Here is a 25,460-nt window from a genome sequence, read left to right as displayed (position 1 = left end):
TCGTTGATGATATTTAATTATTTAAGATAACTAAAAAAGTTGTAATTACTCTTTGAATCTGATTTAATTATTAATGTAAGCCTTTTCAAATAGAAAATCAAGTAAAATACGAATAAAAATATTTATTTTAGTTATTATAAATTACTTAAAGTTAAGGAGGGTTGTCGTGAAGCAATCATCTCGGATCAATATTAATTTAATGAAAGATTATAATAAGCAACTTGTTTTAAGGACGATTCAAAAGTATGGACCAATCTCTAGAGTAGAAATTGCGAATAGAATTGATTTATCAAGACCTTCAGTTTCAGAAATTGTTTCAATATTAATTGATGAACAATGGATAGAAGAGAAGGCAATGGAAAGAAAAGTTAGAGGCAGACAACCTATACCACTTGATATTAATAAAGAGAAAAAAGTGATGATTGGTTTAGAAATTGGTGCATATAGAACGAGTATAATTGTCAGCAATTTGAGAGCAGAAATCTTATTTGAGAAACAAATAGAAATGGATTTACGAAAAGGTCCGAATGACATGATTGTTTATTTAGGACAAGAAATTCGTTTAATTGCAGAAGAATATTCAGCACAACAAATTGAAGTACTTGGTATTGGAGTAGGTATGCACGGGTTGGTCGATACTCAAAATGGTACAAATATCTTTGCGCCAAACTTAGGATGGAGAAATATCGAAATTAAATCGATATTAGAATCTGAAACAGACTTGATGGTCGTAATTGATAATGATTGTAATAGTGCAGCACTTGCGGAAATGTGGTTTGGCCAAGGTAAAGAAGAAACAAACTTTATATCGGTCATCGTGGACTATGGTGTAGGTGCAAGTATTATCAATAATGGATCGATTTTAAAAGGCAATCACCACATTACAGGTCAAATTGGACATGTCACGATAGATCCAGACGGTCCATTATGTTCTTGTGGTAACTATGGCTGTTTAGAAACGTTGACTTCAGAAACAGCAATTTTAAAAATGATTAAGCGTCAATTAAAAATTGGTCGTAAAAGTCAATTATTAAATATGCAGTCTGAAATTGATGAATTAAGTATTGAAGATTTTTATGAGGCAGTGAATCAAGGCGATGAATTATGTGTCCAAATTGCTAAAGAAGTTGGTAGGAACCTTGGTTTAGGCTTTGCAATATTAATAAATTTATTTGGACCAAAATTTATTGTATTAGGTGGTAGTTTAACAAAAATTAGTCATCTCTTACTAACAGAAATTAAAGCAATCATTCGGTTAAAAGTAATGGGTGAAGATGCGAAAGAGACTCCAATCGTAACTTCTGCTTTAGGGGACGATTTATATACGATTGGCGCAGCATCTTTAATAGTAGAAGAAATATTCTCACTACCAAAACCAAATAAATGATTATAAGGAGGAATTATAAATGAGTGAATTAAATGAACAAGTCATTATTGTAACTGGCGCAGGAAAAGGAATCGGTAAAGGTATTGCAAAACAACTTGGCAGTAAAGGAGCAAAGATTGTCGTTGCTACAATTGATCCAGAGTTTGGTAAAGAAACAGTAGCAGAAATAATCGATAACGGTGGCGACGCATACTTTGTTGAAACAGATGTATCTAAAGAAGAAAGTATTATTAATATGGTTAATGAAACAGTAAATCATTATGGAAAAATCAACACACTCGTTAATAATGCAGGTATCACAGTGTTTAAATCAATTGAAGAAGCAACAGTTGAAGATTGGGATTCTATTATCAATATTGATTTAAGAGGCACATTCTTATGTTCGAAACATGTCATCCCTGAAATGAAGAAACAAGGTGGCGGTTCAATTATCAATATTTCTTCAAACCATTCAATCGCGACTTTACCAGATACTGATATGTATGCTGCTGCTAAAGGTGGCGTTAATGCGATGACAAGAGGTATGGCGTTAAGTTTAGGTAAATACAATATTCGTGTAAATGCGATATGTCCTGGATTTACGAACACATCACATTTGAAAAATTGGTTTGATTCAATGGAAAACGAAGATGAAGTGAGACAAGGCGTCTTAGATTTACACGCGACATCAAGAATTAATGAACCAGAAGATATTGGTAAATTAGCGCAATATTTAGCATCTGATGATTCTGAAATGATGACTGGTGAACACTTAGTCATTGATGGTGGTTTATCTGCACGTTTATACAACGCAAACGGCTATTAAGTTATAAGGAGGGTCATGAAGATGGATGTATTGTCTATTGGAGAAACGATGGTTGTGTTTGCACCTAAAGGAGTAGGACCAATGAGATATGCTCAAGACTTTTCAACGCATATAGCTGGGGCTGAAACAAATACGCTTATTGGGTTAGAAAAGCTTGGTGTTAAAACTGGCTGGATCAGTCAATTAGGTAATGATGAATTAGGGCAGAAGATTTTAAATTTTGTTCGTGGTGAAGGTATTAATGTAGATTCTGTAAAATTAATATCTGAAGCACCGACTGGCATTTTTCTTAAAGAGAAATTTCGACAAGATCAAACACGCGTCCATTATTATAGAAAAGGTTCAGCAGCCAGTCTAATGTCTGAAGCAAATATAGATGAAAGTTATGTCGCTCAATTTAAATATTTATATGTCACAGGTATTACACCTGCTTTAAGTGCATCTTGTAAAAAAACAATATTTAAACTCATTTCGACAGCAAAATCATTAGGCTTACAAATTGTTTTCGATCCAAACTTAAGACTCAAATTATGGTCTGAAGATGAAGCGAAAGAGACATTAAAACAATTAATCGCTTTAAGTGATATTGTGTTGCCAGGAACGAGTGAAGGGGCATTTTTATTCAATACACAATCTGAAGAAGAAATCGCTCAAAAGATTATAAATTTAGGTGCATCAACAGTAGTTGTTAAATTAGGAAGTAAAGGTGCTTACTATGTACATGAAGATATTTCAGGTTATGCAAAAGCTTCAAAAGAAATAGAAGTCGTTGATCCTGTTGGTGCTGGAGATGGCTTTGCGGCAGGTTTAATTGCAGGTATTATCGAAGGATTATCCATTCATGAAGCATCAGAACAAGCTTGCAATGCAGGAGCACTCGTGACAACGGTTAAAGGGGATGTTGAAGGCTTACCAACTAAAGAAGAAATTGAACAAATGAAACATACAGGTCATGTAGATGATGTGATTAGATAAGGAGGCGTCTAAAATAGATACATTACAAACAATCAAAGAAACTAAATTAATCGCAATTTTACGAAATGCAAATCCCAATGATATTTTACCAATCGTAGAAACATTATATAAAGCAGGTATTCGTGCGATAGAGGTTACGATGAATTCACCTAAAGCGTTAGAATCTATTGAACTGATCTCTAATGAAATGAAGGGAAAAGTTGTAGTCGGAGCAGGTACAGTCTTAGATGCGGAATCGGCAAGGTTAGCTATTTTAAGTGGTGCAACGTTTATACTGTCGCCAACGGTAGATAAAGATACGATTCGCATGAGTAAAAAATATGGTACCGTAAGTATACCAGGTGCTATGACACCAACAGAAATTCTAGAAGCTTATGAATACGGTGGAGATATTATTAAAGTCTTTCCAACAACAAGTTTAGGTCCTGAATATATTAAAGATTTACAAGGTCCACTACCGCATATCCCACTTTTACCAACAGGTGGTGTAAGTATAGACAATGTTACAGACTTTATTGAAGCGGGAGCTGTTGGCGTCGGTTTAGGAAGTGCTTTAGTAAATACGAAAGTAGAAACGAATAAAGCGTATTTTGAGGAACTAGAACAAAAAGCACAAGCATTTTATAACAAAGTACATTAAAGAGGAGTGCTAACATGAAGATTGTAGACTATGAGTTGTTTCAAGTACCACCGCGTTGGTTGTTTCTAAAAATTACAACGGATGAAAGTATCGTCGGATGGGGCGAACCTGTAATTGAAGGTAAAGCTCAGACTGTTGGTGCAGCGGTTGATGAATTTATGCAACAGTTGATTGGCAAAAATCCTTTAAATATTGAAGATCATTGGAACATGATGTATAGAAGTAGCTTTTATAGAGGTGGTCCAATTTTAATGAGTGCCATTTCAGGTATAGACCAAGCATTGTGGGATATTAAAGGTAAATATTATAACGCGCCTGTTCATGAATTATTAGGTGGGGCATGTAGAGAATCTATGAAAGTATATTCATGGGTTGGTGGTGATAGACCTCAAGATACTGCAAACGCTGCTAAAAAAGCTTTTGAAAATGGTTTTGAAGCAATCAAAATGAATGCAACTGAAGAATTACAGTATATAGATAGTTATGACAAGATAGAAAGTGTTGTTCAACGTGTTGCTGGTATTAGAGAAGCGGTTGGCAATCAGTTAGGTATTGGTATTGATTTTCACGGGCGTGTTCATAAACCAATGGCTAAAGTATTAGCTAAAGAATTAGAGCCATACAATCCAATGTTTATAGAAGAACCTGTATTAAGTGAAAATATAGAAGCGGTTAGAGAAATTAGTCAAACGACAACTATTCCAATAGCGCTTGGTGAAAGGCTATTTTCTAGATGGGATTTCAAACCTATTTTAGAAAGTGGATTTGTCGATATCATTCAACCTGATTTATCACATGCTGGTGGTATAACGGAATGTAAAAAAATTATTTCTATGGGAGAAGCTTATGATGTAGGTGCTGCACCTCATTGTCCACTTGGACCTATTGCTTTAGCATCATGTTTACAAGTGGATGCAACTTGTCACAATGCTTTTATACAAGAACAAAGCTTAGGCATTCATTATAATAAAGACAGTGATATTCTAGATTATATTACGAACAAAGAAGTATTTGAGTTTAAAGATGGATATGTAGATATTCCTAAAAAGCCTGGCCTTGGTGTAGAAATTGATGAAGCACATGTTAGAAAAATGGCGGAAGTCGGGCATGATTGGCATAACCCAATTTGGAGACATAAAGATGGAAGCATTGCAGAATGGTAAATATAACGTTTGTTCATAACATGATTAAAGGCTGAGACAATGACGTCTCAGCCTTTAATTGATTTCTCTATATTCATAAACTTGAAGTGGATTGAACTTTATTAAATAATGATCATACCATGTACTTAATCCATATTTTTGTTTGTAATGTTCTAAAGCTTCATCTATATAGCCTTCAGATACGTCTAAATAATTACTCAGTTCAAATTTATTATGGACGCCTGATTGGTACGCTTGCACAATACTTTTTAGAGGTATAATTTTTTCAAATCCTAATCTTCTTGCTTTATGCTCAAATTTCCATTTCCATAATTCACTTGTATCGAGAATATCTCCATAAGATATATCATGATGGGCTAACTCTTCTCCTAGCACTTCTAACTTTTCTTTGTTAGATAAATCATCTTTCAATAAAATTAATCCATCTACATATAAACCTTTCAGTTGATTCGGAAGGTTACTTGTTTCTTTAATCACGATGTGTTCATTATTGATAAGTGTTTTTTCATATCTATTCAAATTATCCCCACCATATTTTCCGTTTAATAAATCATTTGTTTTGATGCTTTAGAAAATCAACATATTCTAATACTTTCTTCAATTCTTCTTCTGTTAATTCTCCATCTAAATGTGCGGCAATCGTTTCTGCAGTAGAGTTATAAGTTTGTTTAGCTTCCCCGTCTAAAATATAACTGACACTTACATCAAATAACTTTGCCATTTCTTCTATTTTCTTCATCTTTGGTGCTTTTCTTCCTGTTTCCCAATATGAAATGGATTGTTTTGAAACTTGTAACGCATCTGCTAATTTTTGTTGCGTCCATCCATTTTTCGTTCTTAATAAACTTATTTGTTCAGAGAGTTTATTTTGAGACACCATAAGTTTCCCGCTCCTTATATGATTGATACTATTATTATAACCTATAGTTATATTTTATCAATAATTTTGCAGAAAAATATAACTAAAAGTTATTGACGTCAACCGAAAGTTATATTATAGTGTAACCAAGGAGGTGATACACATGGTTAAAATGAACTTCAAAACAGATAAAGTGAATTTGAATTATTCCGAAGAAGATAACAGAATCCCAATTGAACCAGACAAAGTTAAACAATTTATCGCAATGATAGGTGGGTTCTTAGGTGCACTATATTTAGCATTGAATGCATCTGGTTTTTCGGTAGAATGGTTGAACCCTCAAAAGTTAAATGCATGGATGAACGTATTAAACACAGGGATACCTATTGTATTTGTGCTTTATGGTATTTGGAAAAACACATTCATTTTTACAAATCAATCACGTGAACAAGAAAAGTTCTTAAAACAATCTGGTAAAAAATAAAAATGAGAAAGGATGATTGAATGTTAACAGCTATAACATATTTAACTAAAAAAGGATGGGAAATTTCATCAGACCCAAGAACGTACAATCAATATCCAAAAAACTATGGATATAGAAATTACACAGAAGATGGCATAAATTATGATGCCTATTGTAGTGGTTATCATAGAGCATTTGATGTCTATAGTAATGAAACGAATCAAATTCCAGCAGTTACTAGTGGAACAGTTATATTAAGTGAACCATTTGGTAATTTCGGAGGCACAATTGAAATTAGAGATAATAATGGCAATGATTGGATTTACGGGCATATGCAAAGAGATACATTGCAATTTTCTAAAGGTGATAAAGTCATTCAAGGTGACATTATTGGATTACAAGGCAATAGTAATTATGACAATAATCCGATGAGTGAACATTTGCATATCCAATTACGTCAAAAAGGTGAAGACATTTCTAAAGAAGTAACAAGAGTGTGTAGTGGTATGCCAATTGAAAATTATGACATATCCAAACTCAATCAAAAATTAGATCAATCTAACAATAAAGGAGCCGTTAAAATGAGTAGAAAAATTATGATTGTAGCAGGGCACGGGTATAATGATCCAGGCGCAGTAGGAAATGGAACAAATGAAAGAGATTTTATTAGAACGAATATCGTAGACAGAGTAGCAAATTATTTAAAACAAGCAGGCCATAAAGTTGCAGTATACGGCAAAGACCAAGATATGTATCAAGATACAGCATACGGTGATCAGGTCGGAAATAAAAAAGATTACGGATTATACTGGGTTAAATCACAAGGTTATGAAATTGTAGTAGAATTTCATTTAGATTCAGCAGCCGCATCAGCTACAGGAGGTCATGTTATTATTCCAAGTGGATTAGCAGCAGACAGTATTGATAAAGCATTACAAGCAGCCGTGAAAAAACATGTAGGTACTATTAGAGGCATTACAGAAAGAAGTGACCTATTACATTGCAACGTAGCTAAAGCAGAATATATCAATTATCGATTAGTAGAGTTAGGATTTATTACCTCAACAAAAGATATGAATTACATTAAAAATAATTTAAATGCATATACAAAATCACTAGCAGAAGCCATCAATGGAGGAGCCATCAATACGAATCCAACAACCTATACAGTCGTAGCCGGAGATACACTATGGAGTATCAGTCAAAAAACAGGCGTTACCGTAGCAACATTAAAGAAATTGAACGGATTAACATCAGATGTCATACAAATCGGACAAGTATTGAAGTTAAAATAGGAGACAAAACGATGAATAAAAAAGCAGAAAAAAATACCTTAACCATAAAATTTATACAATGACGGCCATCATTAAATAAAATTATGTAAGGTATCCGAATAAATTAAATATAACACAAAACCCTCGCTATCAACAAACAAATAGCGAGGGTTTTAAATGTAAAAAATTGTATAAAAAGTAATTGACAGAATATTATGAATTAAATATATTATTCTTAAGACGTCGTGAATTTTGAAAAATGGGAGTGTTTATTAATGAAAAAATTTTTTATAACATTATTATTAACAATTATAATTGCTTCTGGTGCAGGGATTGTTAAAGCATACCAAGTTAATGTTGATGGTGGTACATGGAATTATGGTGTTTCAAGTCAATATGTATGGTCTAATTATTACCATGGAAAGAAAACACATTATACGAGTGTAAGAGGGCGTTATTGGGCTACTTCAGGTTATACACCTAAAGGAAGATGGTCTAAGGTATCGGCTCAAAAACGACCAGGTTGGCAAATTTGGAAAGTAAATAAAGCATATTACGGCTTCTATTAATGAATTTTATTAATGAGGCTATTAAATGAAGAAAATTACAAAGATAACTATATTTCTTATATTCTGTATTATAACTTTTATATTCTTAAATTTTTATAATTATATAGATGATATTAAATTGCCAGGATACAACAAGGCATTAGTCATAGAAAAGTGGGACAAGAAACATAATAAAGAAGAAATAAATAGGTTATTAGTTAAGCTTTCTACTGAACATAATATTTCGATGATTCGAGTAAATGGGAATTATGATGATAATGGTAAAACTAAATATTTATCTCAATATAATTTGAACGAGAAACTTAATTTTAATGAAAAAGCATTTAATCGTAACAAGAAATATCAAATTATAAAACCAGATAATAAAATTTTGGGTAAATTAAATTTGGTTGGAACAACTTTTTTTATAAAAGAGAATCCCAAGAGTGATTTTTATGAAACATTAGAAGAAAAAGGTTTAACTACTAAAGATTATGAATTTCCATTACATTTAATAATATTGGAATATATAAGTACCCATCAATTACCTTCTACTTTCATAATTTTATTAGTAATAATTTTCATAGCTATTTTATATGATCAACTTGCTTCAGTGAAAGAAATGTCTATTAAACGAATACATGGATTCACATCGGCAAAAATTATAGCTTTACAATTATTAAAAATTACAAAAATCTTTGTTTCACATTTCATAATAATAACTTTAATAGTAACTATTGGATTATATTTATATAATCAATTGGCACAAATTAGATATATTTTTTGGTCATATTTAATTTGTGTAGTAATTTTTTATATTATTTTGATTATGGTATCGCTAATGTCTTACTGGCTAGTATCTAAACAAACTTTTAATATTCAAAAATATATAAAATTTGAAGGTGTCGGCAATAGGTTTCAATACTTGCCAAATATAATTAAGTTAATAGTAACTTTAACTTTACTCATTGTTATATCGATTTCAATACATAACTACATAGAAGCGTTTGACATTGTGAACAGTGAAAAGCATTGGTTTAAGAATAAAGATTTATATATTGCTGAATTGACAACAAATGAAATAGAAACAAGTAAGAAACAGTTTAAATATTCAGATCAAGAAGTGATAAATTTATTAAACAAAATTCCTGAAAAGAATTGGATGCTTACATTTCATAGACATTATAATTGGAAAAAATCTGGGGAGAAATATGATTTAGATAATGCTATCTATGTAAATAAGACTTTTATTGATAGAAATAAAATTAGTATAGAAAACAAAGAATCAGTAGATTTTTCAAAAATTACAGCACTAATTCCTGATAAAGGATTTTCCAAAGAGAATATAAATAAAATTAAAAAAGATTTACAAGAAGAGATTGAATTTTATGATGAAATTGAGAAAGTTCCTAATAAACAAAGGTATCTAGATATCAAAGTTCATAAAATAAAAAATAATTATAATTTATTTAACTATAGTACAGGTGTATATAGTAAAGAGGTTATATCTTATAATCCAGTAATAATAATATTACCTAAAGGTTATTATCCAATTTCTTTCTATAGTTCTGCTACATCACAAGGGTTATTGCTCTTTAATGATTATGATCTAATTAAAAGTAAACTAGATCATAATAAGTTTGATACAGAAATTCAAGGTTTGACTAATGCTTATAGTAGTGTATTGACTGAATATAATAAAATAAAACGTAATCTATTTGTTTCTGTTACTACCTCTATACTAGGAATCATAATATTAATTTCAGTATATCTATTTATTATTAATATTTATTGTGATAGAGAGAAAAAAGTGATATTTGTAAGAACTATTCATGGAGATTCTTTTTTTAAAAAGCATATAAGTTTTGTGATAAATAGTTTAGTTTCTACTTTTATAGCATTATTTATTGTGAATTTTTTTGATATTGTAGAAATTTCATTCAAATTAATGATTTCAATTATTCTATTCGAATTACTTACTGTCATGATTTTTATTAATCGATATGAATATCATTTGTTGAAAGATGCAAGAAGAGGTGAGACTCAATAATGAAAAAGTTAATTTATACATTAATAGCAAGCATTATGATAATTTGTATAATTTTATTTACGATGAAAAATATTGATGAAAAATTGGATGTAGTAAATCCCTTTGTTAAAAGAGGTTGGAGTTATGCTAAGGTTCCATATAGCAGCGATGCTGAACATTTAAGTAAGCAAGAAATTATAAATATCCAAGATTATAAAGATATTGAATCTTATGATGAAAATGGTCGTAAAAATAACTACTTATTGGACTTTAAAGGTTATAGCCCTTCTGAACAATATGTCAAAATTGATCACAAAGGTAAATGGGTTTATTTTATAGAATATATCAGTAAATCTGAGTATGAGAAGATGATTAAACAATGATCCGTTTAAATAATTTAAGAAAACAATTTAATGGTGTTAATTTATTTAGTGATTTGAGTTTGAATATTAACAAAGGTGAAATGGTCGCCATAACTGGGAGAAGTGGTTCGGGAAAATCTACTTTATTGGGTTGTATGTGTGGCTTAGAAAAAATTGATGGTGGTACTATTTATATTGATGGTGATGACATAACTAAGATGAAACGTAAACATAAGATGCTATTGTATCGAAATAAGTTAGGCTATTTGTTTCAAAACTACGCACTTATCACACATGAAACGATTGAATATAATTTGGACATCGTACTAACTTATAAAAAATTGAGTAAATCTCAGAAAAAAGTATTGAAAAATGATGTCATGAAAAAAGTAGGATTAAATAAACCACTTAATACTAAGATTTATACGTTAAGCGGAGGAGAACAACAAAGAGTCGCAATTGCTAGGTTACTATTAAAAGAACCTCTAATAATTTTTGCAGATGAGCCAACAGGTGCTTTAGACAATGATAATAAATATAAAATACTTGAACTTTTATCAGAATTTAAAGGTAAATCTACTATATTAATTGTTACGCATGACGAGGAAGTTATGAAATATTGTGATAGAAATATACAACTTGCTACATGAATGAGTTGATACACATATAAAACGGCTAGGACATTATTATTTGTCATAGCCGTTATTTTTTATGAATTGAAAAGAATGGTGGGTTTAGTAACAAAAGTCGTAGGAAGTGTAACTAAGGAGGTCCATAGTAACAAAAATCGTACGAAGTGTAACTAAGACAGCCTATAATTACAAAACGCATAAGAAGTATAACGAACGACATACAATTCTTTACTGCTCATTCATAGTTTTACATAATTTTAATCAAACAAACTGAACTAAAAATACTCTGTGTGGTATGATGAGTATGGTGATGAGATATGATAAAAATTGGCCTAACTGGATGGGGAGATCATGATTCTTTATATGAAGACCTGTCTAATAAAAAAGATAAGTTAAAAGCATATGCTGCTCATTTTCCTATTGTGGAATTAGATGCAACTTATTATGCGATTCAACCGCAACGAAATATTGAAAAATGGATTCGGGAAACGCCTAATAATTTTAAGTTTGTTGTTAAGATTCATCAGGCGTTAACAGGTCATGCTGAGGTAACTGATTTTGCTGAAGACAAAATGACATTGTTTAATTTATTTAAAGATTCGATGGCACCGTTAAAAGCATCAGGAAAGTTAGCGATGATTCTCGTACAGTTTCCACCTTGGTTTGATTTACAACCTCAAAATATTAATTATTTACGTTATGTACGTGAGCAATTAAAAGATTTTGATGTTTGTATCGAATTCCGTAATCGTACTTGGTTTAAAGAAGATGTTAAAGAGTATACGTTGGAATTTTTAACCGAAATGAAATTTATTCATAGCGTTTGTGATGAACCGCAGAGTGGAGAAGGGTCTATACCACTTATAAATCGTATTACGCATGATGTTGCTTTCGTCCGTTACCATGGTAGAAATGTAAACGGATGGACGAAGAAAGATATGACAGATCAAGAGTGGCGTGATGTCAGATATTTATATAATTATAATGAAGCAGAACTTAAAGAGTTAGCTGATAAAGTTAAAATTTTAGAGCATAAAGCGAAAGATGTTTATGTAGTATTTAATAATAATTCTGGTGGACATGCTGCACAAAATGCCAAAACTTACCAAAAGTTATTAGATATAGAATACGAAGGTTTAGCGCCTAAGCAACTTAAATTATTTTAGAGGTGACAGGTATGGCATATTTAGTGTTAATTATTATAGGTGTATCGTCTGCAATATTAGGGGCGCTAGTTGGAATTGGTGGCGGAATTATTATTGTTCCTTCACTAGTATACTTTGGTATAGACCATCAATTATTGTCTGGTATGACACCACAAAGAGCGATTGGTACATCATCTGTTATATTAATTACAACGGGTTTAACAGCAACATTAGGCTATTTGAAAACGAAGCAAGTTGATGTAAAAAATGGATTAATATTCTTGATTGGTATTATTCCAGGGGCTTTACTTGGTGCATATTTAAGTAAGTATTTTACTTTAGATTCATTTAATTTGTACTTTGGTATTTTCTTAATCTTTATTTCTATCGTATTAATGATACGTAATCATGTGAAACCAATAAAGTACTTCCAACGAGAAAAGTATTTAAAATCATTTACAGATAGATATGGTGAACATCATAAATACGGTGTTCCACCGTTTGTCGCTATTGTTTCATCATTTATTGTTGGTATAACGACTGGTTTATTCGGTATCGGTGGGGGTGCACTGATGACACCTTTAATGATTATTGTATTTAGATTCCCACCACATGTTGCTGTTGGTACAAGTATGATGATGATATTCTTCTCAAGTTTATCAAGTTCTGTCAGCCACATTGTGCAAGGTAATGTACTTTGGGTACATGCGATTGTATTGATTATTTCAAGTTACTTTGGTGCAAAAATTGGCGTAAGAATAAATAGTAGAATGAAGTCAGACACTGTCGTTTTAATTTTAAGATTTACAATGTTAATCTTAGGTATATATTTGATTATAAAAAGTGTTTTATAAGGAGTTGGATTTGTGAAGCTCACGATATTTCATACAAATGATATACACAGTCATTTAAATACATATGCCAAAATATCTCAGTATATTAAAGATGAAAGAAGTCGATGTCAGCATGATACACTATATATTGATATAGGTGATCATATAGATTTATTTCATCCTTTAACAGAAGCATCACAAGGTAGAGAAAATGTTAATATTTTAAATGATAGTCACGTAGATGTTGTCACAATAGGTAATAATGAAGGTATGACGATATCTCATGATGCTTTGAATCACTTATATGATGAAGCTCAGTTCGATGTTACTTGTTGTAATTTATTTGATTTAGATGGCAATTTACCGAATCATATAACTTCTCATGTTGTTAAAGATATTAATGGTATTAAAGTATGTATGATTGGTTTGACAGCACCTTTTAATCATATTTATGAAAGACTTGATTGGAAAGTGACGTCACCATTACTTGCACTAAAGAACGAAATAGAACAAGTGAAAGAAGCATATGATGTACTGCTCGTTTTAAGTCATGTCGGTATCTTCTTTGATGAGCAAATTTGCAAAGAATGTCCGGAAGTAGACATTATTTTCGGCGCACATACACATCATTATTTTGAAAATGGTGAAGAACAAAATGGTGTGTTGATGGCTGCAGCTGGTAAATATGGGCATTATGTTGGTAAAGTAGATTTAGTTATTGAAAATCAAAAAGTTATTCATAAAGAAGCGGAAATTATTAATTCTGACTTAATTGAAGAAGTACCAAATGATTATGAAGAAAAAGGTAAGGCATTATTAAATAAACCGATACTTAAAGGTATTTTTTCATTACCACGTCGTCTTAACAGTGCAAGTTATACAACGGACTTATTATGCGAAAGTGTATTAGATTTTACAGGAGCAGACTGTGCAATTATTAATGCAGGTCTTATCGTTAAAGGTAAGACGGGTAATGAGTTAACAGAATACGATATTCATCAAATGTTACCGCATCCTATAAACACTGTTTCAGTAGATTTAAGAGGCGCGGAACTTAAACAAATTATATATAAAGCGATGGAACAGTCCTATATGGATGAAGTAGCATTTGGATTTGGCTTTAGAGGAGATATTTTTGGAGGATATGTATTTAAAAATATCGGCTATATTGAGTCTACAGGTCAATGTTTTGTGAATGGAAAAGAAATAGAAGATCACGAACAATATAAGCTCGGTACTATTGATATGTACACATTCGGAAGATACTTTCCAATATTGAAAGATATGAATGTAAATTATATTATGCCAGAGTTTTTAAGAAATATTTTTGAACAAAAGTTATTACAACATAAAAAGAAAGTGTAATGAGCATTTAAATTTATATGTATATTCGTTATAATATATAAAGATGAAAATTAATAATAGAAGGGTGTTCACGTATATGGCTACTAAAAATGAAGAAATATTACGTAAACCAGACTGGTTAAAAATAAAATTAAACACGAATAAGAACTACACAGGCTTGAAAAAAATGATGCGTGAGAAGAATCTTCATACAGTTTGTGAAGAAGCTAAATGTCCAAATATTCACGAATGTTGGGGAGAAAGACGTACAGCTACATTTATGATTTTAGGTGCAGTTTGTACGAGAGCATGTCGTTTCTGTGCAGTTAAAACAGGTCTTCCAAATGAGTTAGATCTAGATGAACCACAACGTGTAGCAGAATCAGTTCAACTTATGAACTTAAAACACGTTGTTATTACAGCAGTAGCAAGAGATGACTTGAAAGATGCTGGTTCTAACGTTTATGCAGAAACAGTACGTAAAGTAAGAGAGTTAAATCCATATACAACGATTGAAATTTTACCATCAGATATGGGTGGTAGTTATGAAGCATTAGAAACATTAATGGCTTCTAAACCAGATATTTTAAACCACAATATCGAAACAGTTAGACGCTTAACACCAAGAGTTAGAGCACGTGCAAAATATGATCGTACATTAGAATTCTTAAGAAGATCTAAAGAAATGTACCCAGATATTCCTACAAAATCTAGCTTAATGGTTGGACTTGGTGAAACAGTTGAAGAAATTTATGAAACAATGGATGATTTACGTGCAAACGACGTAGATATTATGACAATCGGTCAATATTTACAACCATCACGTAAACATTTAAATGTGCAAAAATACTACACACCTTTAGAATTTGGTAAATTAAGAAAAGTAGCTATGGAAAAAGGCTTTAAACATTGCCAAGCTGGTCCAATGGTACGTAGTTCTTATCACGCAGATGAACAAGTTAATGAAGCTGCTAAACAAAAACATATTCTAGGTGAACAAGCACTTAATAACTAATAAGGTGATTGAATGTTAACTAAAATAGAAAATAACTATTTTGAAGTGATTAAAGATGATCAGAAATCTTTCAATGAAGAACAATTTACATCACGTTATTCTGAAATTCTAGATAAATATGATTTTATTGTTGGTGACTTTGGTTATGAGCAACTTCGTTTAAAAGGCTTTTATCATGATTCTAATAAAAAAAGTGATGCAAATAAGCGATTCTCTGCTATTCAAGATTATATATTAGAGTATTGTAATTTTGGATGTAAATATTTTGTGTTGAGACGATTATCTAAATCTGAGATATCTAAATTAACAGCAGAAGAAGCAACTTTCATAGATGAAGAACATAAATTAGAAGATGTTAAAATAGAGCCAACAATTCAGCAAAATACTAAACAAGAGCAACAAAACAAACAACAAGAAGCTGAAACAGTAGAAATAGAAGAAGACGCAATTGAAGAACAACCTACATCTAAAAATACTTTAAAAGATTATTTATAAACGAAAGAGCCCGGAATTTTTCCGGGCTCTTTTGTATTGAGCTATAGCGAGATTGTGAATATTTTTGTATGAAGTTGTTTATATAATATAGGTGCGTTAGTAACAAAAATCGGTCGAAGTGTAACTATGAAGTGTCTTATTTACAAAACTACTGAGAATTGTAATTACTGGACTTCTTATTTGCACTTTCGACCAGAACTGCAAATAACGCTCACACTATATTAATTACAAACGCAATTCAATTTTATATATCTATAACATCATGTAAATATTCTGTTACTTCTTCGCCTTCTTCTTTTGTTAAACCGAGGATGTGACTTATATAGCCATCTTCTTCTAAGTCATCCTTACCGATAATACCAAATGTATTGTTTTGGGTATTAAGTACCATTGTTTTTCCATAATGTCTATCTGTATAAATCAGTGTTAAGTCATAGCGACTGTGTTCACCGACAAATCCTACAAATTGTATTTTCGCTTCATCTTGCTCGTCATATAAGAACATATCTATCATGTTTAGCGACTCCTTTTTAAAAATCTTTCTTTACTTGTATAGTATACAGAGCAATGCCCTACAATTCAAAATTATGATATGATGATATATGGATAGGAGGTCTTCTACATGTATTTCGTAGATAGCAAAACTTTAACTTTAAAACTAAATTATTTAGAAAAATTAACGGTAGATTTTGAAACCGAGAAAAATTCTCCATATGCTTTAGAAAGAATCGCACATATGATGATTGAATCTGTAGTTGATATTGGGAATTTGATTATTGATGCATTTATTTTAAGAGATCCTGGTAATTATAAAGATGTGATTGATATTATGGAACTTGAAAAAGTCTTCCAACCTTCATCTGCTGAAGCGATTAGAACATCTATTGATTACAGAAAAGAACTTATTAGAAATTATGAAAATATTGATCATGATCAATTAAGAAAAGCTTTTGAAATTGCGACGCCATTTTATAAACAAGCAATTGAAGATACAAAACATTTTTTAGAAAATGAAAATGTTCCCGTAACAGCTTTTGGTGAAGGAGATAAAAATGAAAGATTATAAAGGTTATTTTATTGATATAGACGGTACAATGTATAAAGGTACGGAAGTTATTGAAGGTGCAATCGAATTTATAAATTATTTAAATGAAAATAATAAAGATTATTTATTCGTTACGAATAACTCTTCAAAAACACCTGCTGAAGTAGCAGAAAAATTAAATAATATGGGTTTTCATACTTCAAGTGAACATGTGATTACTTCTGCAATGGCAACTGCTGGATATATAAGTGAAGCTTCTCCTGGCGCATCAGTATATATGGTAGGCGGAAGTGGATTAGAAACTTCTTTAAAAGATGCTGGCTTAGTTGTGAAAGAAGATGAACATGTTGATTATGTCGTAATGGGCTTAGATGTGAATATTTCTTATGAAAAGCTTTCAGTAGCATGTTTAGCCGTTAGAAATGGTGCGAAATTCATATCTACAAATAAAGATGTTTCGATTCCAAATGAAAGAGGATTTTTACCTGGAAATGGTTCGTTGACAAGCGTTGTAAGTGTATCGACTGGACAGACGCCAGTATTCATCGGTAAACCAGAAACAATAATTATGGAACAAGCAATTGAAAAAATTGGTCATGCTAAAGAAGATTGTGTCATGATTGGTGACTTATATGACACTGATATTTTAGCTGGAATCAATAGTGGCATTGATACATTACATGTACAAACTGGTGTAACTTCTTTAGAAGAAATTAATAAAAAAGAAGTATTACCAACATATAGCGTTAAGAATTTATTTGAAGTGATTAAGTAAATTCACATAAGGAGCTGAGAACATGAATGAGAAAGTACTTGTTGCAAGACAATTACCAGAAAAGTTTATCAATCAGATTAAAGAATATGCAGAAGTAGATGTTTGGAACAGCGAATTAGAACCAATGCCTCGAGAAGCATTTTTAGAACGTTCTCAAGACGCTACAATTGTCATTACGACATTAAGCGAGCAAATTGATGAAACATTTTTTAACAATGCAACGCACATAAAAGGTGTCGTCAATTTAGCTGTTGGCTTTGATAATATTGATGTGGAACTTGCTGAAGAAAAAGGTGTTGATGTTACAAATACACCAGAAGTTTTAACAGAAACGACTGCCGAATTAGGATTTACGTTAATGTTAACAGCAGCAAGAAGAATTGTTGAAGCGGTTCAATATGTACATAATGGTGAATGGAAAAGTTGGGGTCCATATCTTTTAGCAGGAAAAGATGTCCACGGCTCAACAGTTGGTATTTATGGAATGGGCTCAATTGGAGAAGCTTTTGCTAGAAGATTGAAAGGCTTTAATTGTAAAGTACTTTATCATAATCGTTCTCGAAAAGAAGAAGCTGAACAGCAATTAAATGTTGAATATCGTACAATGGATGAATTGCTTAATGAAAGTGATTTCGTAGTTTGTACGGCGCCATTAACACCTGAAACAAAAGGTATATTCAATCGAGAAACTTTTAAAAAAATGAAAAACTCAGCAATTTTAATTAATATTGGACGTGGTGGTCACATCGTAGAATCTGATTTAATTGAAGCAATTGAACAACAAGAAATTTTAGGTGCAGCATTAGACGTTGTTGAAAATGAGCCTATTTCAGATGATCATCCATTTTTAAAAATGGATCAAGTTATCGTTGTGCCACACATCGGCAGTAGTTCAATTGCAACACGAGATAAAATGGTGCAGCTATGCGTGGATAATGCTAAACAAATTATGTCTAACCAAGATCCAATAACGCCGGTTAAGTTAAAATAATCAAACGAAATTAATAAAGAAAAAACAGGCTGGGACATAATGTCTCAGTCTGTTTTAGTCTCTAGTCATCCTTGCCGTGGCTAGACTACGAAATCTTTTTTACAAAGTAGATTTCTGTTCCACTCATTTTTTATTGCCATATATTGCTAAAATTTTACATATAATTCTTGATATTCGATTACGTATAGAATATAATGATGAAATAGAATAATTACAAAATTAAAACACAAGGAGATTAACAATGGAAAAAATTAGGGACATTATAAACTCTGAAAACTTTAAATTGATTGGTTTGACGATTTTCTATTTACTAATCATGATTGTGTTATTTTGGATTTATGCTGGTGGAAGTGCAAGTAATGATTTTATATATAATGAATTTTGATGAAGGAGAAAGTTTATGAGGGACATCTTAGAAAAAGTAACATTTATGAATAAGTGGCATGCTGATAAGGTTGCGATAAACTATAGAGATGAAGTAATGACTTATGGTGAATTAGATCTTTATTCTAATAAATTAGCTACTTTAATTAAAAGTTCTGAAAAGCCTATAGTACTTTATGGTCATATGTCACCTTATATGATTGTGGGAATGATCGCGAGTATGAAAGCAGGCATTGGTTACGTTCCAATTGATACTTCTATTCCATTAGAAAGAATAGAGCATATCATTGAGAAGGTTGAGCCTGTTTTTATTTTGAACACAACTGGAAATTTATTGAATAATTTACATGTAAAGCAAATAACGATAGAAGAAATACTTGCTGTTGAATCAGTGGATCAAGACTTCAAGAGAATAATTGATAAAGACATTGTTTATACAATATTTACATCTGGATCTACAGGATTACCAAAAGGTGTACAAATAAGATATGAAAGTCTTGTTGATTTTACAGAATGGATGCTGGAATTAAATCAAATAGGCGAGCATAGAATGTGGTTAAATCAAGCGCCGTTTTCTTTTGACTTGTCTGTTATGGCCATTTATCCGTGTTTAATGACTGGCGGTACACTTCAACTTGTCGATAAGAAGATGATTGAAAAGCCTAAACAATTATATGAATTACTCGAACATAAAGCAATAGAAAGCTGGGTATCTACACCTTCATTTTTAGAAATGTGTCTGTTATTGCCTAATTTTAATGAAACACAACATCCGAAATTAAAGCAGTTCTTCTTCTGTGGAGAGATATTAAGTCATAAAACAGCACAGAAATTACATGATTTGTTTACGACATCAACTATTTATAATACATATGGACCAACTGAAGCTACAGTTGCTGTAACGAGTATACAAATCACGCAAGAAATACTGGATCAATTTAAACCTTTACCAATAGGCAAAGTACGCCCAAATAGTGAATTGAAGTTAACAGATGAAGGTGAATTAATTATTATAGGCAAAAGTGTGAGCCAAGGTTACTTAAAAGATGAAGAAAAACATAATAAAGTGTTTAAAATCATTGATGGCCAATTAAATTATCATACAGGTGACAAAGCAACTTATCGAGATGGTTATTGGTTCATTAACGGAAGAATTGATTTTCAAATTAAGATCAATGGTTATCGTATGGAACTTGAAGAAATTGAAAGCGTACTTGAACACTTACCAGATGTTAAACAAGCTGTCATTTCACCAATCAAACAGGGTGAGAAAATCCAATATTTACATGCAACAATTGTGCCGATAGCTGATGAGTTAGAAAGTGAAAATGATATGACAATGCATTTGAAACATGAATTGAAATTACATTTACCTGAATACATGATTCCTAGAAAATTTAGCTATGCTAAACAGCTACCTTTAACGTCTAACGGTAAATTAGATCGCAACAAAGTATTAGAGAGGTTAAATTCATGACACCATATGGAGATTTTACTTATTTCTACATCTGTTTAATCTTAATGTTACCCGTTATTATTTTAGGATTAATCGGTAAGAAAAGTCTTATATACAATAGAGTAATAACCTTAATTATGCTTGTTTTAATATTTTCGGATGACAGTAAAAATTTATTCGATAATCAATATTTAAGTTATCAACTCATTTTCTTTGCACTGTATGTATGTTATCAAGTTGTTTTGATTAGAACTTATAACACGCTCGTAAAGAAAACAAACAACTTTAAGTTATATGTGAGTGCAATATTTTTATCTATATTACCTTTAATTATTGTCAAAGTATTACAAAGTAGTTGGCTTGGAACACATCAACTTACAATACATGGTAATAGAGTCATTGAATTTATTGGATTTTTAGGAATTTCTTATATTGCATTTAAGAGCATTCAACTCATTATGGAAATTCGTGATAGTCGAATTAAGTCTATTGATACGATGAAATTAATCGATTTTATTACATTCTTTCCAACAATCTCATCTGGTCCAATAGATCGATATAAACGCTTTATTAAAGATGAAGAGAAGACAATAGAACCTGAAAAGTACTATGACATGCTTATCAAAGCCATACATATGGTGTTTATGGGATTCTTGTATAAATATATCATTGCTTATTACATAAATGAGTATGTAATAAAAGTTGTACCAATAGACACGGATCCAACATTTTTAAATTACTTATATTATATGTATGGTTATAGTTTCTATTTATTCTTTGATTTTGCAGGATACAGTTTATTTGCAATTGCATTTAGTTATTTATTTGGTGTGCAAACACCTGTTAACTTTAACCAACCATTTAAAGCTAAAAATATTAAAGATTTCTGGAATAGATGGCATATGAGTTTATCATTTTGGTTTAGAGATTGCGTATATATGCGATTTGTATTTTGGGTATCTAAAGAAAAATTATTAAAAGATAAATCATTAATATCTAATTTAGGATTTTTCTTGAATTTCTTTATTATGGGTATTTGGCATGGTATTGAATGGCATTATATTTTGTATGGTTTATATCATGCATTGCTATTTATTGGGTATGGCTATTACGAACAATGGCGTAAAAAACATCCTATAAAGATGAATCCAAGCATTATGAACATAGTAGCAATTTTAATTACATTCCATTGTATAGCATTTGGATTTTTACTTTTCTCAGGCAAGTTAATACATTAAATAAGGGAGTTATATTATGAATTTTGAAGAGAGTGTTTTAAATATTTTAGCAGAAGTTGCAGAAAATGATATCGTTAAAGAAAATCCTGATATTGAAATATTTGAAGAAGGCATTATCGATTCATTTGCGACAGTAGGGTTATTATTAGAAATTCAAAATAATTTAGGCATTGATGTAACAATTACTGATTTTGATAGAGATGAGTGGGCAACACCAAATAAAATTATAGCAGTACTTAAGGAATTACAATGAAATTAAAGTTATTGTTACCATTATTAATAAGTGGTTTATTATTCGGTTTATTTTTACTCGTACCAGTAGAATGGATTAAATCATTTTCAAAGTATGACAGTATTAATAACGAAGCGATATCTTTAGATGATACAGTACTAAAAGGTGTGCACTCACAAGAAGAAATGTTATTAAGTAAAAATTTCTATCCAATCTTTGGGTCAAGTGAATTGGAAAAACAAGACATCTTCCATCCAGCGTATATCTTGAATGACAAAAAAGCGAAATTGCAACCATATCTAATAGGTACGGGTGGATCAACTGATTTAATTCATGCAATTAATATGGGAAGCCAAGCACATAATCTAAAAGGTAAAAAAATAGCGATTATTATTTCGCCACAATGGTTTACAGATCATGGACTGACAAATGATAACTTTAGTGCTCGCTTTTCACCATTACAAGCTAATCACTTATTTAAAAATAAAGTGTTAAGTCCAGAAATTAAAGATCGTTTTGCTAAAAGATTAGCGCAATTTAAACAATTAAAATCAGACCCATACTTGAAATCAGTCATAGGAAAAGAAAATCATCATTATGATGAAGGTACATTTATGAATGATTTTGAAAAAAATATCTATGAAAAACACGACGCTTTGAAATCAATTTTTGGACAAGAAAAAGCAAAGTTACATAGAAAAGAACACCATCATTTTAATCATATGAATTGGAATGACTTGAAGTTATACGCATCAGAATATGGCGCACAACATTCAAGAACAAACAAATTTGGTATGAATGATAAATATTGGCATTTATTAAAACAGCAACGTAAAAGATATAATCGTAATTACGAGTTTAATATGCATTCGAAAGAATTTGATGATTTACAATTATTAATCGATACTTTAAAAGAAGCTAAAGCAGACCCATTGTTTATTGTGATTCCAGCAAATGGAAAATGGTATGATCATATTCATGTGGATAAAGAAAAACGTGAAGCGGTATATGAGAAAATCAATCACATGATTCAAAAGAATGATATGAAAGTATACGATTTAACCGATAAAGAATATGAACCGTATGTAATAACAGACGCCGTTCATATAGGATGGAAAGGCTGGGTATATATTAATGAACAAATGATACAACATATCAATGGAACATATGATGGAAAAGTGAGTAGACAGTATCATTAATATTACCTAGGAAATAAAAAACAGGACATCGTTTATAAACGATGTCCTGTTTTTTATTAATTATGAAGTTAGAATACTTGTTCTACTTCCACTACGCCAGGTACTTCTTCTAATAAAGCACGTTCTATGCCAGCTTTTAGCGTAATAGTAGAACTTGGGCAAGTACCACAAGCACCAAGTAGACGTAATTTAACAATCCCGTCATCAACATCTACTAATTCACAGTCGCCACCATCACGTAATAAGAATGGTCTTAACTTTTCGAGTACATCACTAACTTGATCAAACATTGTTTGTTGTTCGGTAGCCATATATATTAATACTCCTCTCATCAAGTGTTATTAGATACATTAATCTTATTTATCTATTATAATAGAAATAAGGTAAAAAATCTATTCATGAAACTAGGGGGATGCTAAAATGTCCAAGGCAAGTATAGTAATTTATGGAGCTGATGTTGTATGTGCAAGTTGTGTAAATGCACCATCATCTAAAGACACATTTGAATGGTTACAAGCAATTTTAGGAAGAAAATATCCAGAGTTAAACCTTGAATACACATATATTGATATTATGAAACAAACAGAAAATTTAACAGATCACGACCAACAATTTATCGAAAGAATAAACGAAGACGAACTTTTCTATCCACTTGTAACAATCAATGATGAATACGTAGCAGATGGTTATGTTCAATTAAAGCCAGTAACAAAATTTATAGATGAACACGTAGCAGTAGAACAATAAAAATGAATAATTTAGGGAGTTAATTGGGGACAGGTGAGTTGGGTAGAGTATAGATGTGAGAAAAGTCAAGTCATGGCTTAACTCCTGAATAAAGCCAAGAGCTCGCCAAAGATGTGAGTTAAAGAGGCAGTTAACTCACATCTTCACTTCCAACCACCCCCCCACATACAATAGAAAAAAAGTAGCAGAGTAATCTGCTACTTTTTTCTTATCCGTTATGATATTTATATAACCATAGAACACCTGATTTAATGACTCTTGCTAAACGACCTGTTACGGTTTGTTCCATTAAATAAGCGAAGCCTTGTTTTTCACCAAGTGAACCTACAAATCCTTGTGGTTTCAATTCTGGCATCTTTTCAGGTAATGGTTTGTTTGCCCATTGTAATTTCATGACTTCAGCGATTTGATCAGCTTGTATTTCTGCTAAATATGCGCTTGGTGCATGAGGTAATGCTGCACAATCGCCTACAATATATACATTTGGATATGTTGGAATTTGATGATATTGATTTACGATAACCCTTCTACCGTCGTTTGTATCAACTGGAAGATTTCTAACGATTTCAACTGGTTGTATACCGGCAGTCCATACAACTAAATCAACGTTATGAATATCTTCATTGTTATAAAGTTGTCCGGGTTCAACTTTAGTGATATTTGAATTTGGTACAACTTCTACATTATGTTTATCAAACCATTTTTTTACGTATTTACTTAATTTCTCTGGGAATGCAGGTAAAATTCGTGAACCTCTATCAAAAAGTTTAATTTTAATATCTTGTCTACTTTCACGTAATTCACTTGCAAGTTCTATACCACTTAATCCTGCACCGACGATACCTACAGTTGCATCACTTGGTAAGTCACATATTGCTTGGTATGTTTTGCGTGCGTTTTGTACAGTTTGAATACTATAGGTATATTCTTTTGCGCCAGGTACGTTGTGATATTTGTCTTCACAACCTAGACCTATTACAAGTTCATCATAATCAACTCGTGTATCTCCAACTGAAACAATTTGATTGTCTAAATCAATATCAGTAATTTCCCCGTATACTGTATTAATTTTTTTATCTTTTGGAAATTGAACACGAATATCTTTATCTGGTTTTGTGCCTGCTGCTAATGCGTAGAACTCTGTTTTTAAACCGTGAAATGGCATACGATCAATCAGCGTAATTGAATAATCGGAAGGTAATGTGCTAGGAAGTATTTCTTTCATTAAGCGCATATTACCGTATCCGCCCCCTAATAATACTAAGCTTTTCATCGTTATTCTCCTTTGTCCATAAATCAAATTTCTACAAATTTGTATGTATATATTTTATAATATATAAGTATACTTTTAGTATAATCGTTTTTGGCATAAACTACAATGAATGTTAAAATAGTTTAATGAATAAAAAGTGAGTAGGTGAACA

29 protein-coding genes and 1 pseudogene are annotated in these 25,460 nt (G+C 31.3%); 25 read left to right on the top strand and 5 right to left on the bottom strand.

The genetic code is table 11. The annotated features are described in order from the left end of the window. Window positions 1-166 precede the first annotated feature (166 nt). From ACJTHF_RS01560 to dgoD, 5 genes are read left to right on the top strand one after another with little or no spacing between them, the layout of a single operon-like run. Window positions 167-1,387 (top strand): ROK family transcriptional regulator, encoded by a 1,221-nt coding sequence (locus ACJTHF_RS01560; protein ID WP_078355572.1) that lies wholly within the window; start codon window positions 167-169, stop codon window positions 1,385-1,387. 19 nt (window positions 1,388-1,406) lie between these two features. Then, window positions 1,407-2,192 (top strand): SDR family NAD(P)-dependent oxidoreductase, encoded by a 786-nt coding sequence (locus ACJTHF_RS01555; RefSeq protein ID WP_058591505.1) that lies wholly within the window; start codon window positions 1,407-1,409, stop codon window positions 2,190-2,192. A 21-nt stretch (window positions 2,193-2,213) separates the two neighbouring features. Next, a complete protein-coding gene (locus tag ACJTHF_RS01550) occupies window positions 2,214-3,167 on the top strand; it encodes a sugar kinase (protein ID WP_078355573.1) in 954 nt (317 codons plus the stop codon). 13 nt (window positions 3,168-3,180) lie between these two features. After that, window positions 3,181-3,807: a bifunctional 4-hydroxy-2-oxoglutarate aldolase/2-dehydro-3-deoxy-phosphogluconate aldolase gene (locus ACJTHF_RS01545; protein WP_078355574.1), complete on the top strand. Its 627-nt coding sequence runs from the start codon at window positions 3,181-3,183 to the stop codon at window positions 3,805-3,807. 14 nt (window positions 3,808-3,821) lie between these two features. Then, window positions 3,822-4,970: a galactonate dehydratase gene (dgoD, locus tag ACJTHF_RS01540; RefSeq protein ID WP_232156547.1), complete on the top strand. Its 1,149-nt coding sequence runs from the start codon at window positions 3,822-3,824 to the stop codon at window positions 4,968-4,970. 54 nt (window positions 4,971-5,024) lie between these two features. On the opposite strand, the gene ACJTHF_RS01535 is transcribed toward dgoD, so the two are convergent. Beyond that, window positions 5,025-5,489, bottom strand: coding sequence for an ImmA/IrrE family metallo-endopeptidase (locus ACJTHF_RS01535; protein ID WP_025904387.1), 465 nt, complete (start codon window positions 5,487-5,489; stop codon window positions 5,025-5,027). A 31-nt stretch (window positions 5,490-5,520) separates the two neighbouring features. Beyond that, on the bottom strand, window positions 5,521-5,850 hold the full coding sequence (locus tag ACJTHF_RS01530; RefSeq protein WP_025904388.1) for a helix-turn-helix transcriptional regulator: 330 nt from the start codon (window positions 5,848-5,850) through the stop codon (window positions 5,521-5,523). A 142-nt stretch (window positions 5,851-5,992) separates the two neighbouring features. On the opposite strand from ACJTHF_RS01530, the gene ACJTHF_RS01525 reads away from it, so the two are divergent. From ACJTHF_RS01525 to ACJTHF_RS01475, 11 genes and pseudogenes are all read left to right on the top strand, one after another. Further along, window positions 5,993-6,313 carry a phage holin gene (locus tag ACJTHF_RS01525; RefSeq protein WP_078355576.1) on the top strand — a complete coding sequence of 107 codons (321 nt, stop codon included), beginning with the start codon at window positions 5,993-5,995 and terminating at the stop codon, window positions 6,311-6,313. Between the two features lie 20 nt (window positions 6,314-6,333). Next, a complete protein-coding gene (locus ACJTHF_RS01520) occupies window positions 6,334-7,587 on the top strand; it encodes an N-acetylmuramoyl-L-alanine amidase (RefSeq protein ID WP_084754953.1) in 1,254 nt (417 codons plus the stop codon). 254 nt (window positions 7,588-7,841) lie between these two features. Beyond that, window positions 7,842-8,135: a lactococcin 972 family bacteriocin gene (locus ACJTHF_RS01515; protein ID WP_058591500.1), complete on the top strand. Its 294-nt coding sequence runs from the start codon at window positions 7,842-7,844 to the stop codon at window positions 8,133-8,135. A 25-nt stretch (window positions 8,136-8,160) separates the two neighbouring features. Further along, entirely contained in the window at window positions 8,161-10,164 is a 2,004-nt protein-coding gene (locus ACJTHF_RS01510) for a hypothetical protein (protein ID WP_232156546.1), read from the top strand. Beyond that, a complete protein-coding gene (locus tag ACJTHF_RS01505; protein WP_084754951.1) occupies window positions 10,164-10,526 on the top strand; it encodes a YxeA family protein in 363 nt (120 codons plus the stop codon). Before ACJTHF_RS01510 ends, ACJTHF_RS01505 begins: the two co-directional genes overlap by 1 nt. Further along, window positions 10,523-11,155, top strand: coding sequence for an ATP-binding cassette domain-containing protein (locus ACJTHF_RS01500; RefSeq protein WP_084754949.1), 633 nt, complete (start codon window positions 10,523-10,525; stop codon window positions 11,153-11,155). Before ACJTHF_RS01505 ends, ACJTHF_RS01500 begins: the two co-directional genes overlap by 4 nt. A gap of 299 nt (window positions 11,156-11,454) precedes the next feature. Beyond that, complete coding sequence (locus ACJTHF_RS01495) at window positions 11,455-12,303, top strand: DUF72 domain-containing protein (RefSeq protein WP_058591496.1); 849 nt, start codon at window positions 11,455-11,457, stop codon at window positions 12,301-12,303. A gap of 11 nt (window positions 12,304-12,314) precedes the next feature. Continuing rightward, on the top strand, window positions 12,315-13,136 hold the full coding sequence (locus ACJTHF_RS01490) for a sulfite exporter TauE/SafE family protein (protein WP_058591495.1): 822 nt from the start codon (window positions 12,315-12,317) through the stop codon (window positions 13,134-13,136). A 12-nt stretch (window positions 13,137-13,148) separates the two neighbouring features. Further along, complete coding sequence (locus tag ACJTHF_RS01485) at window positions 13,149-14,480, top strand: bifunctional metallophosphatase/5'-nucleotidase (protein WP_078355583.1); 1,332 nt, start codon at window positions 13,149-13,151, stop codon at window positions 14,478-14,480. 76 nt (window positions 14,481-14,556) lie between these two features. Further along, window positions 14,557-15,474 carry a lipoyl synthase gene (lipA, locus tag ACJTHF_RS01480; protein ID WP_048540168.1) on the top strand — a complete coding sequence of 306 codons (918 nt, stop codon included), beginning with the start codon at window positions 14,557-14,559 and terminating at the stop codon, window positions 15,472-15,474. A 12-nt stretch (window positions 15,475-15,486) separates the two neighbouring features. Further along, a pseudogene (locus tag ACJTHF_RS01475) lies at window positions 15,487-15,864 on the top strand (YutD family protein); the annotation flags it as partial. 349 nt (window positions 15,865-16,213) lie between these two features. On the opposite strand, the gene ACJTHF_RS01470 reads toward ACJTHF_RS01475, so the two are convergent. Beyond that, complete coding sequence (locus ACJTHF_RS01470; RefSeq protein ID WP_048540166.1) at window positions 16,214-16,483, bottom strand: DUF3055 domain-containing protein; 270 nt, start codon at window positions 16,481-16,483, stop codon at window positions 16,214-16,216. A gap of 108 nt (window positions 16,484-16,591) precedes the next feature. Between ACJTHF_RS01470 and ACJTHF_RS01465 the strand changes: the two genes are divergently transcribed. The 8 genes from ACJTHF_RS01465 to dltD all read left to right on the top strand — a co-directional run bounded on the left by ACJTHF_RS01465 (window position 16,592) and on the right by dltD (window position 23,289). After that, complete coding sequence (locus tag ACJTHF_RS01465) at window positions 16,592-17,035, top strand: DUF86 domain-containing protein (protein ID WP_078355585.1); 444 nt, start codon at window positions 16,592-16,594, stop codon at window positions 17,033-17,035. Further along, a complete protein-coding gene (locus ACJTHF_RS01460; protein ID WP_025904399.1) occupies window positions 17,022-17,789 on the top strand; it encodes a TIGR01457 family HAD-type hydrolase in 768 nt (255 codons plus the stop codon). Before ACJTHF_RS01465 ends, ACJTHF_RS01460 begins: the two co-directional genes overlap by 14 nt. Before the next feature lie 22 nt (window positions 17,790-17,811). Then, the gene (locus ACJTHF_RS01455) at window positions 17,812-18,780 is read left to right on the top strand and encodes a 2-hydroxyacid dehydrogenase (protein ID WP_084754941.1); all 969 of its coding nucleotides are present in this window, start codon (window positions 17,812-17,814) and stop codon (window positions 18,778-18,780) included. A 241-nt stretch (window positions 18,781-19,021) separates the two neighbouring features. After that, complete coding sequence (locus ACJTHF_RS01450) at window positions 19,022-19,165, top strand: teichoic acid D-Ala incorporation-associated protein DltX (RefSeq protein WP_075577785.1); 144 nt, start codon at window positions 19,022-19,024, stop codon at window positions 19,163-19,165. Between the two features lie 15 nt (window positions 19,166-19,180). Beyond that, window positions 19,181-20,641: a D-alanine--poly(phosphoribitol) ligase subunit DltA gene (gene dltA / locus ACJTHF_RS01445; RefSeq protein WP_078355587.1), complete on the top strand. Its 1,461-nt coding sequence runs from the start codon at window positions 19,181-19,183 to the stop codon at window positions 20,639-20,641. After that, entirely contained in the window at window positions 20,638-21,858 is a 1,221-nt protein-coding gene (gene dltB, locus ACJTHF_RS01440; RefSeq protein ID WP_232156544.1) for a D-alanyl-lipoteichoic acid biosynthesis protein DltB, read from the top strand. The genes dltA and dltB overlap by 4 nt, the downstream gene beginning before the upstream one ends. A 16-nt stretch (window positions 21,859-21,874) precedes the next feature. Then, window positions 21,875-22,111 carry a D-alanine--poly(phosphoribitol) ligase subunit 2 gene (gene dltC, locus ACJTHF_RS01435; RefSeq protein ID WP_048540156.1) on the top strand — a complete coding sequence of 79 codons (237 nt, stop codon included), beginning with the start codon at window positions 21,875-21,877 and terminating at the stop codon, window positions 22,109-22,111. Beyond that, complete coding sequence (dltD, locus tag ACJTHF_RS01430; protein ID WP_106417856.1) at window positions 22,108-23,289, top strand: D-alanyl-lipoteichoic acid biosynthesis protein DltD; 1,182 nt, start codon at window positions 22,108-22,110, stop codon at window positions 23,287-23,289. The genes dltC and dltD overlap by 4 nt, the downstream gene beginning before the upstream one ends. 68 nt (window positions 23,290-23,357) lie before the next feature. On the opposite strand, the gene ACJTHF_RS01425 is transcribed toward dltD, so the two are convergent. Beyond that, window positions 23,358-23,600 carry a NifU family protein gene (locus tag ACJTHF_RS01425; RefSeq protein ID WP_025904405.1) on the bottom strand — a complete coding sequence of 81 codons (243 nt, stop codon included), beginning with the start codon at window positions 23,598-23,600 and terminating at the stop codon, window positions 23,358-23,360. Window positions 23,601-23,709: 109 nt separating this feature from the next. Between ACJTHF_RS01425 and ACJTHF_RS01420 the strand changes: the two genes are divergently transcribed. Continuing rightward, entirely contained in the window at window positions 23,710-24,036 is a 327-nt protein-coding gene (locus ACJTHF_RS01420) for a YuzD family protein (protein ID WP_048540152.1), read from the top strand. A gap of 208 nt (window positions 24,037-24,244) precedes the next feature. On the opposite strand, the gene ACJTHF_RS01415 is transcribed toward ACJTHF_RS01420, so the two are convergent. Beyond that, on the bottom strand, window positions 24,245-25,309 hold the full coding sequence (locus ACJTHF_RS01415; protein ID WP_058591486.1) for an NAD(P)/FAD-dependent oxidoreductase: 1,065 nt from the start codon (window positions 25,307-25,309) through the stop codon (window positions 24,245-24,247). Window positions 25,310-25,460: the final 151 nt, after the last annotated feature.

Source organism: Mammaliicoccus sp. RAM2, assembly GCF_045897195.1.
Lineage (GTDB): Bacteria > Bacillota > Bacilli > Staphylococcales > Staphylococcaceae > Mammaliicoccus > Mammaliicoccus sciuri.
This window is presented reverse-complemented; position numbering and strand designations above follow the sequence as displayed.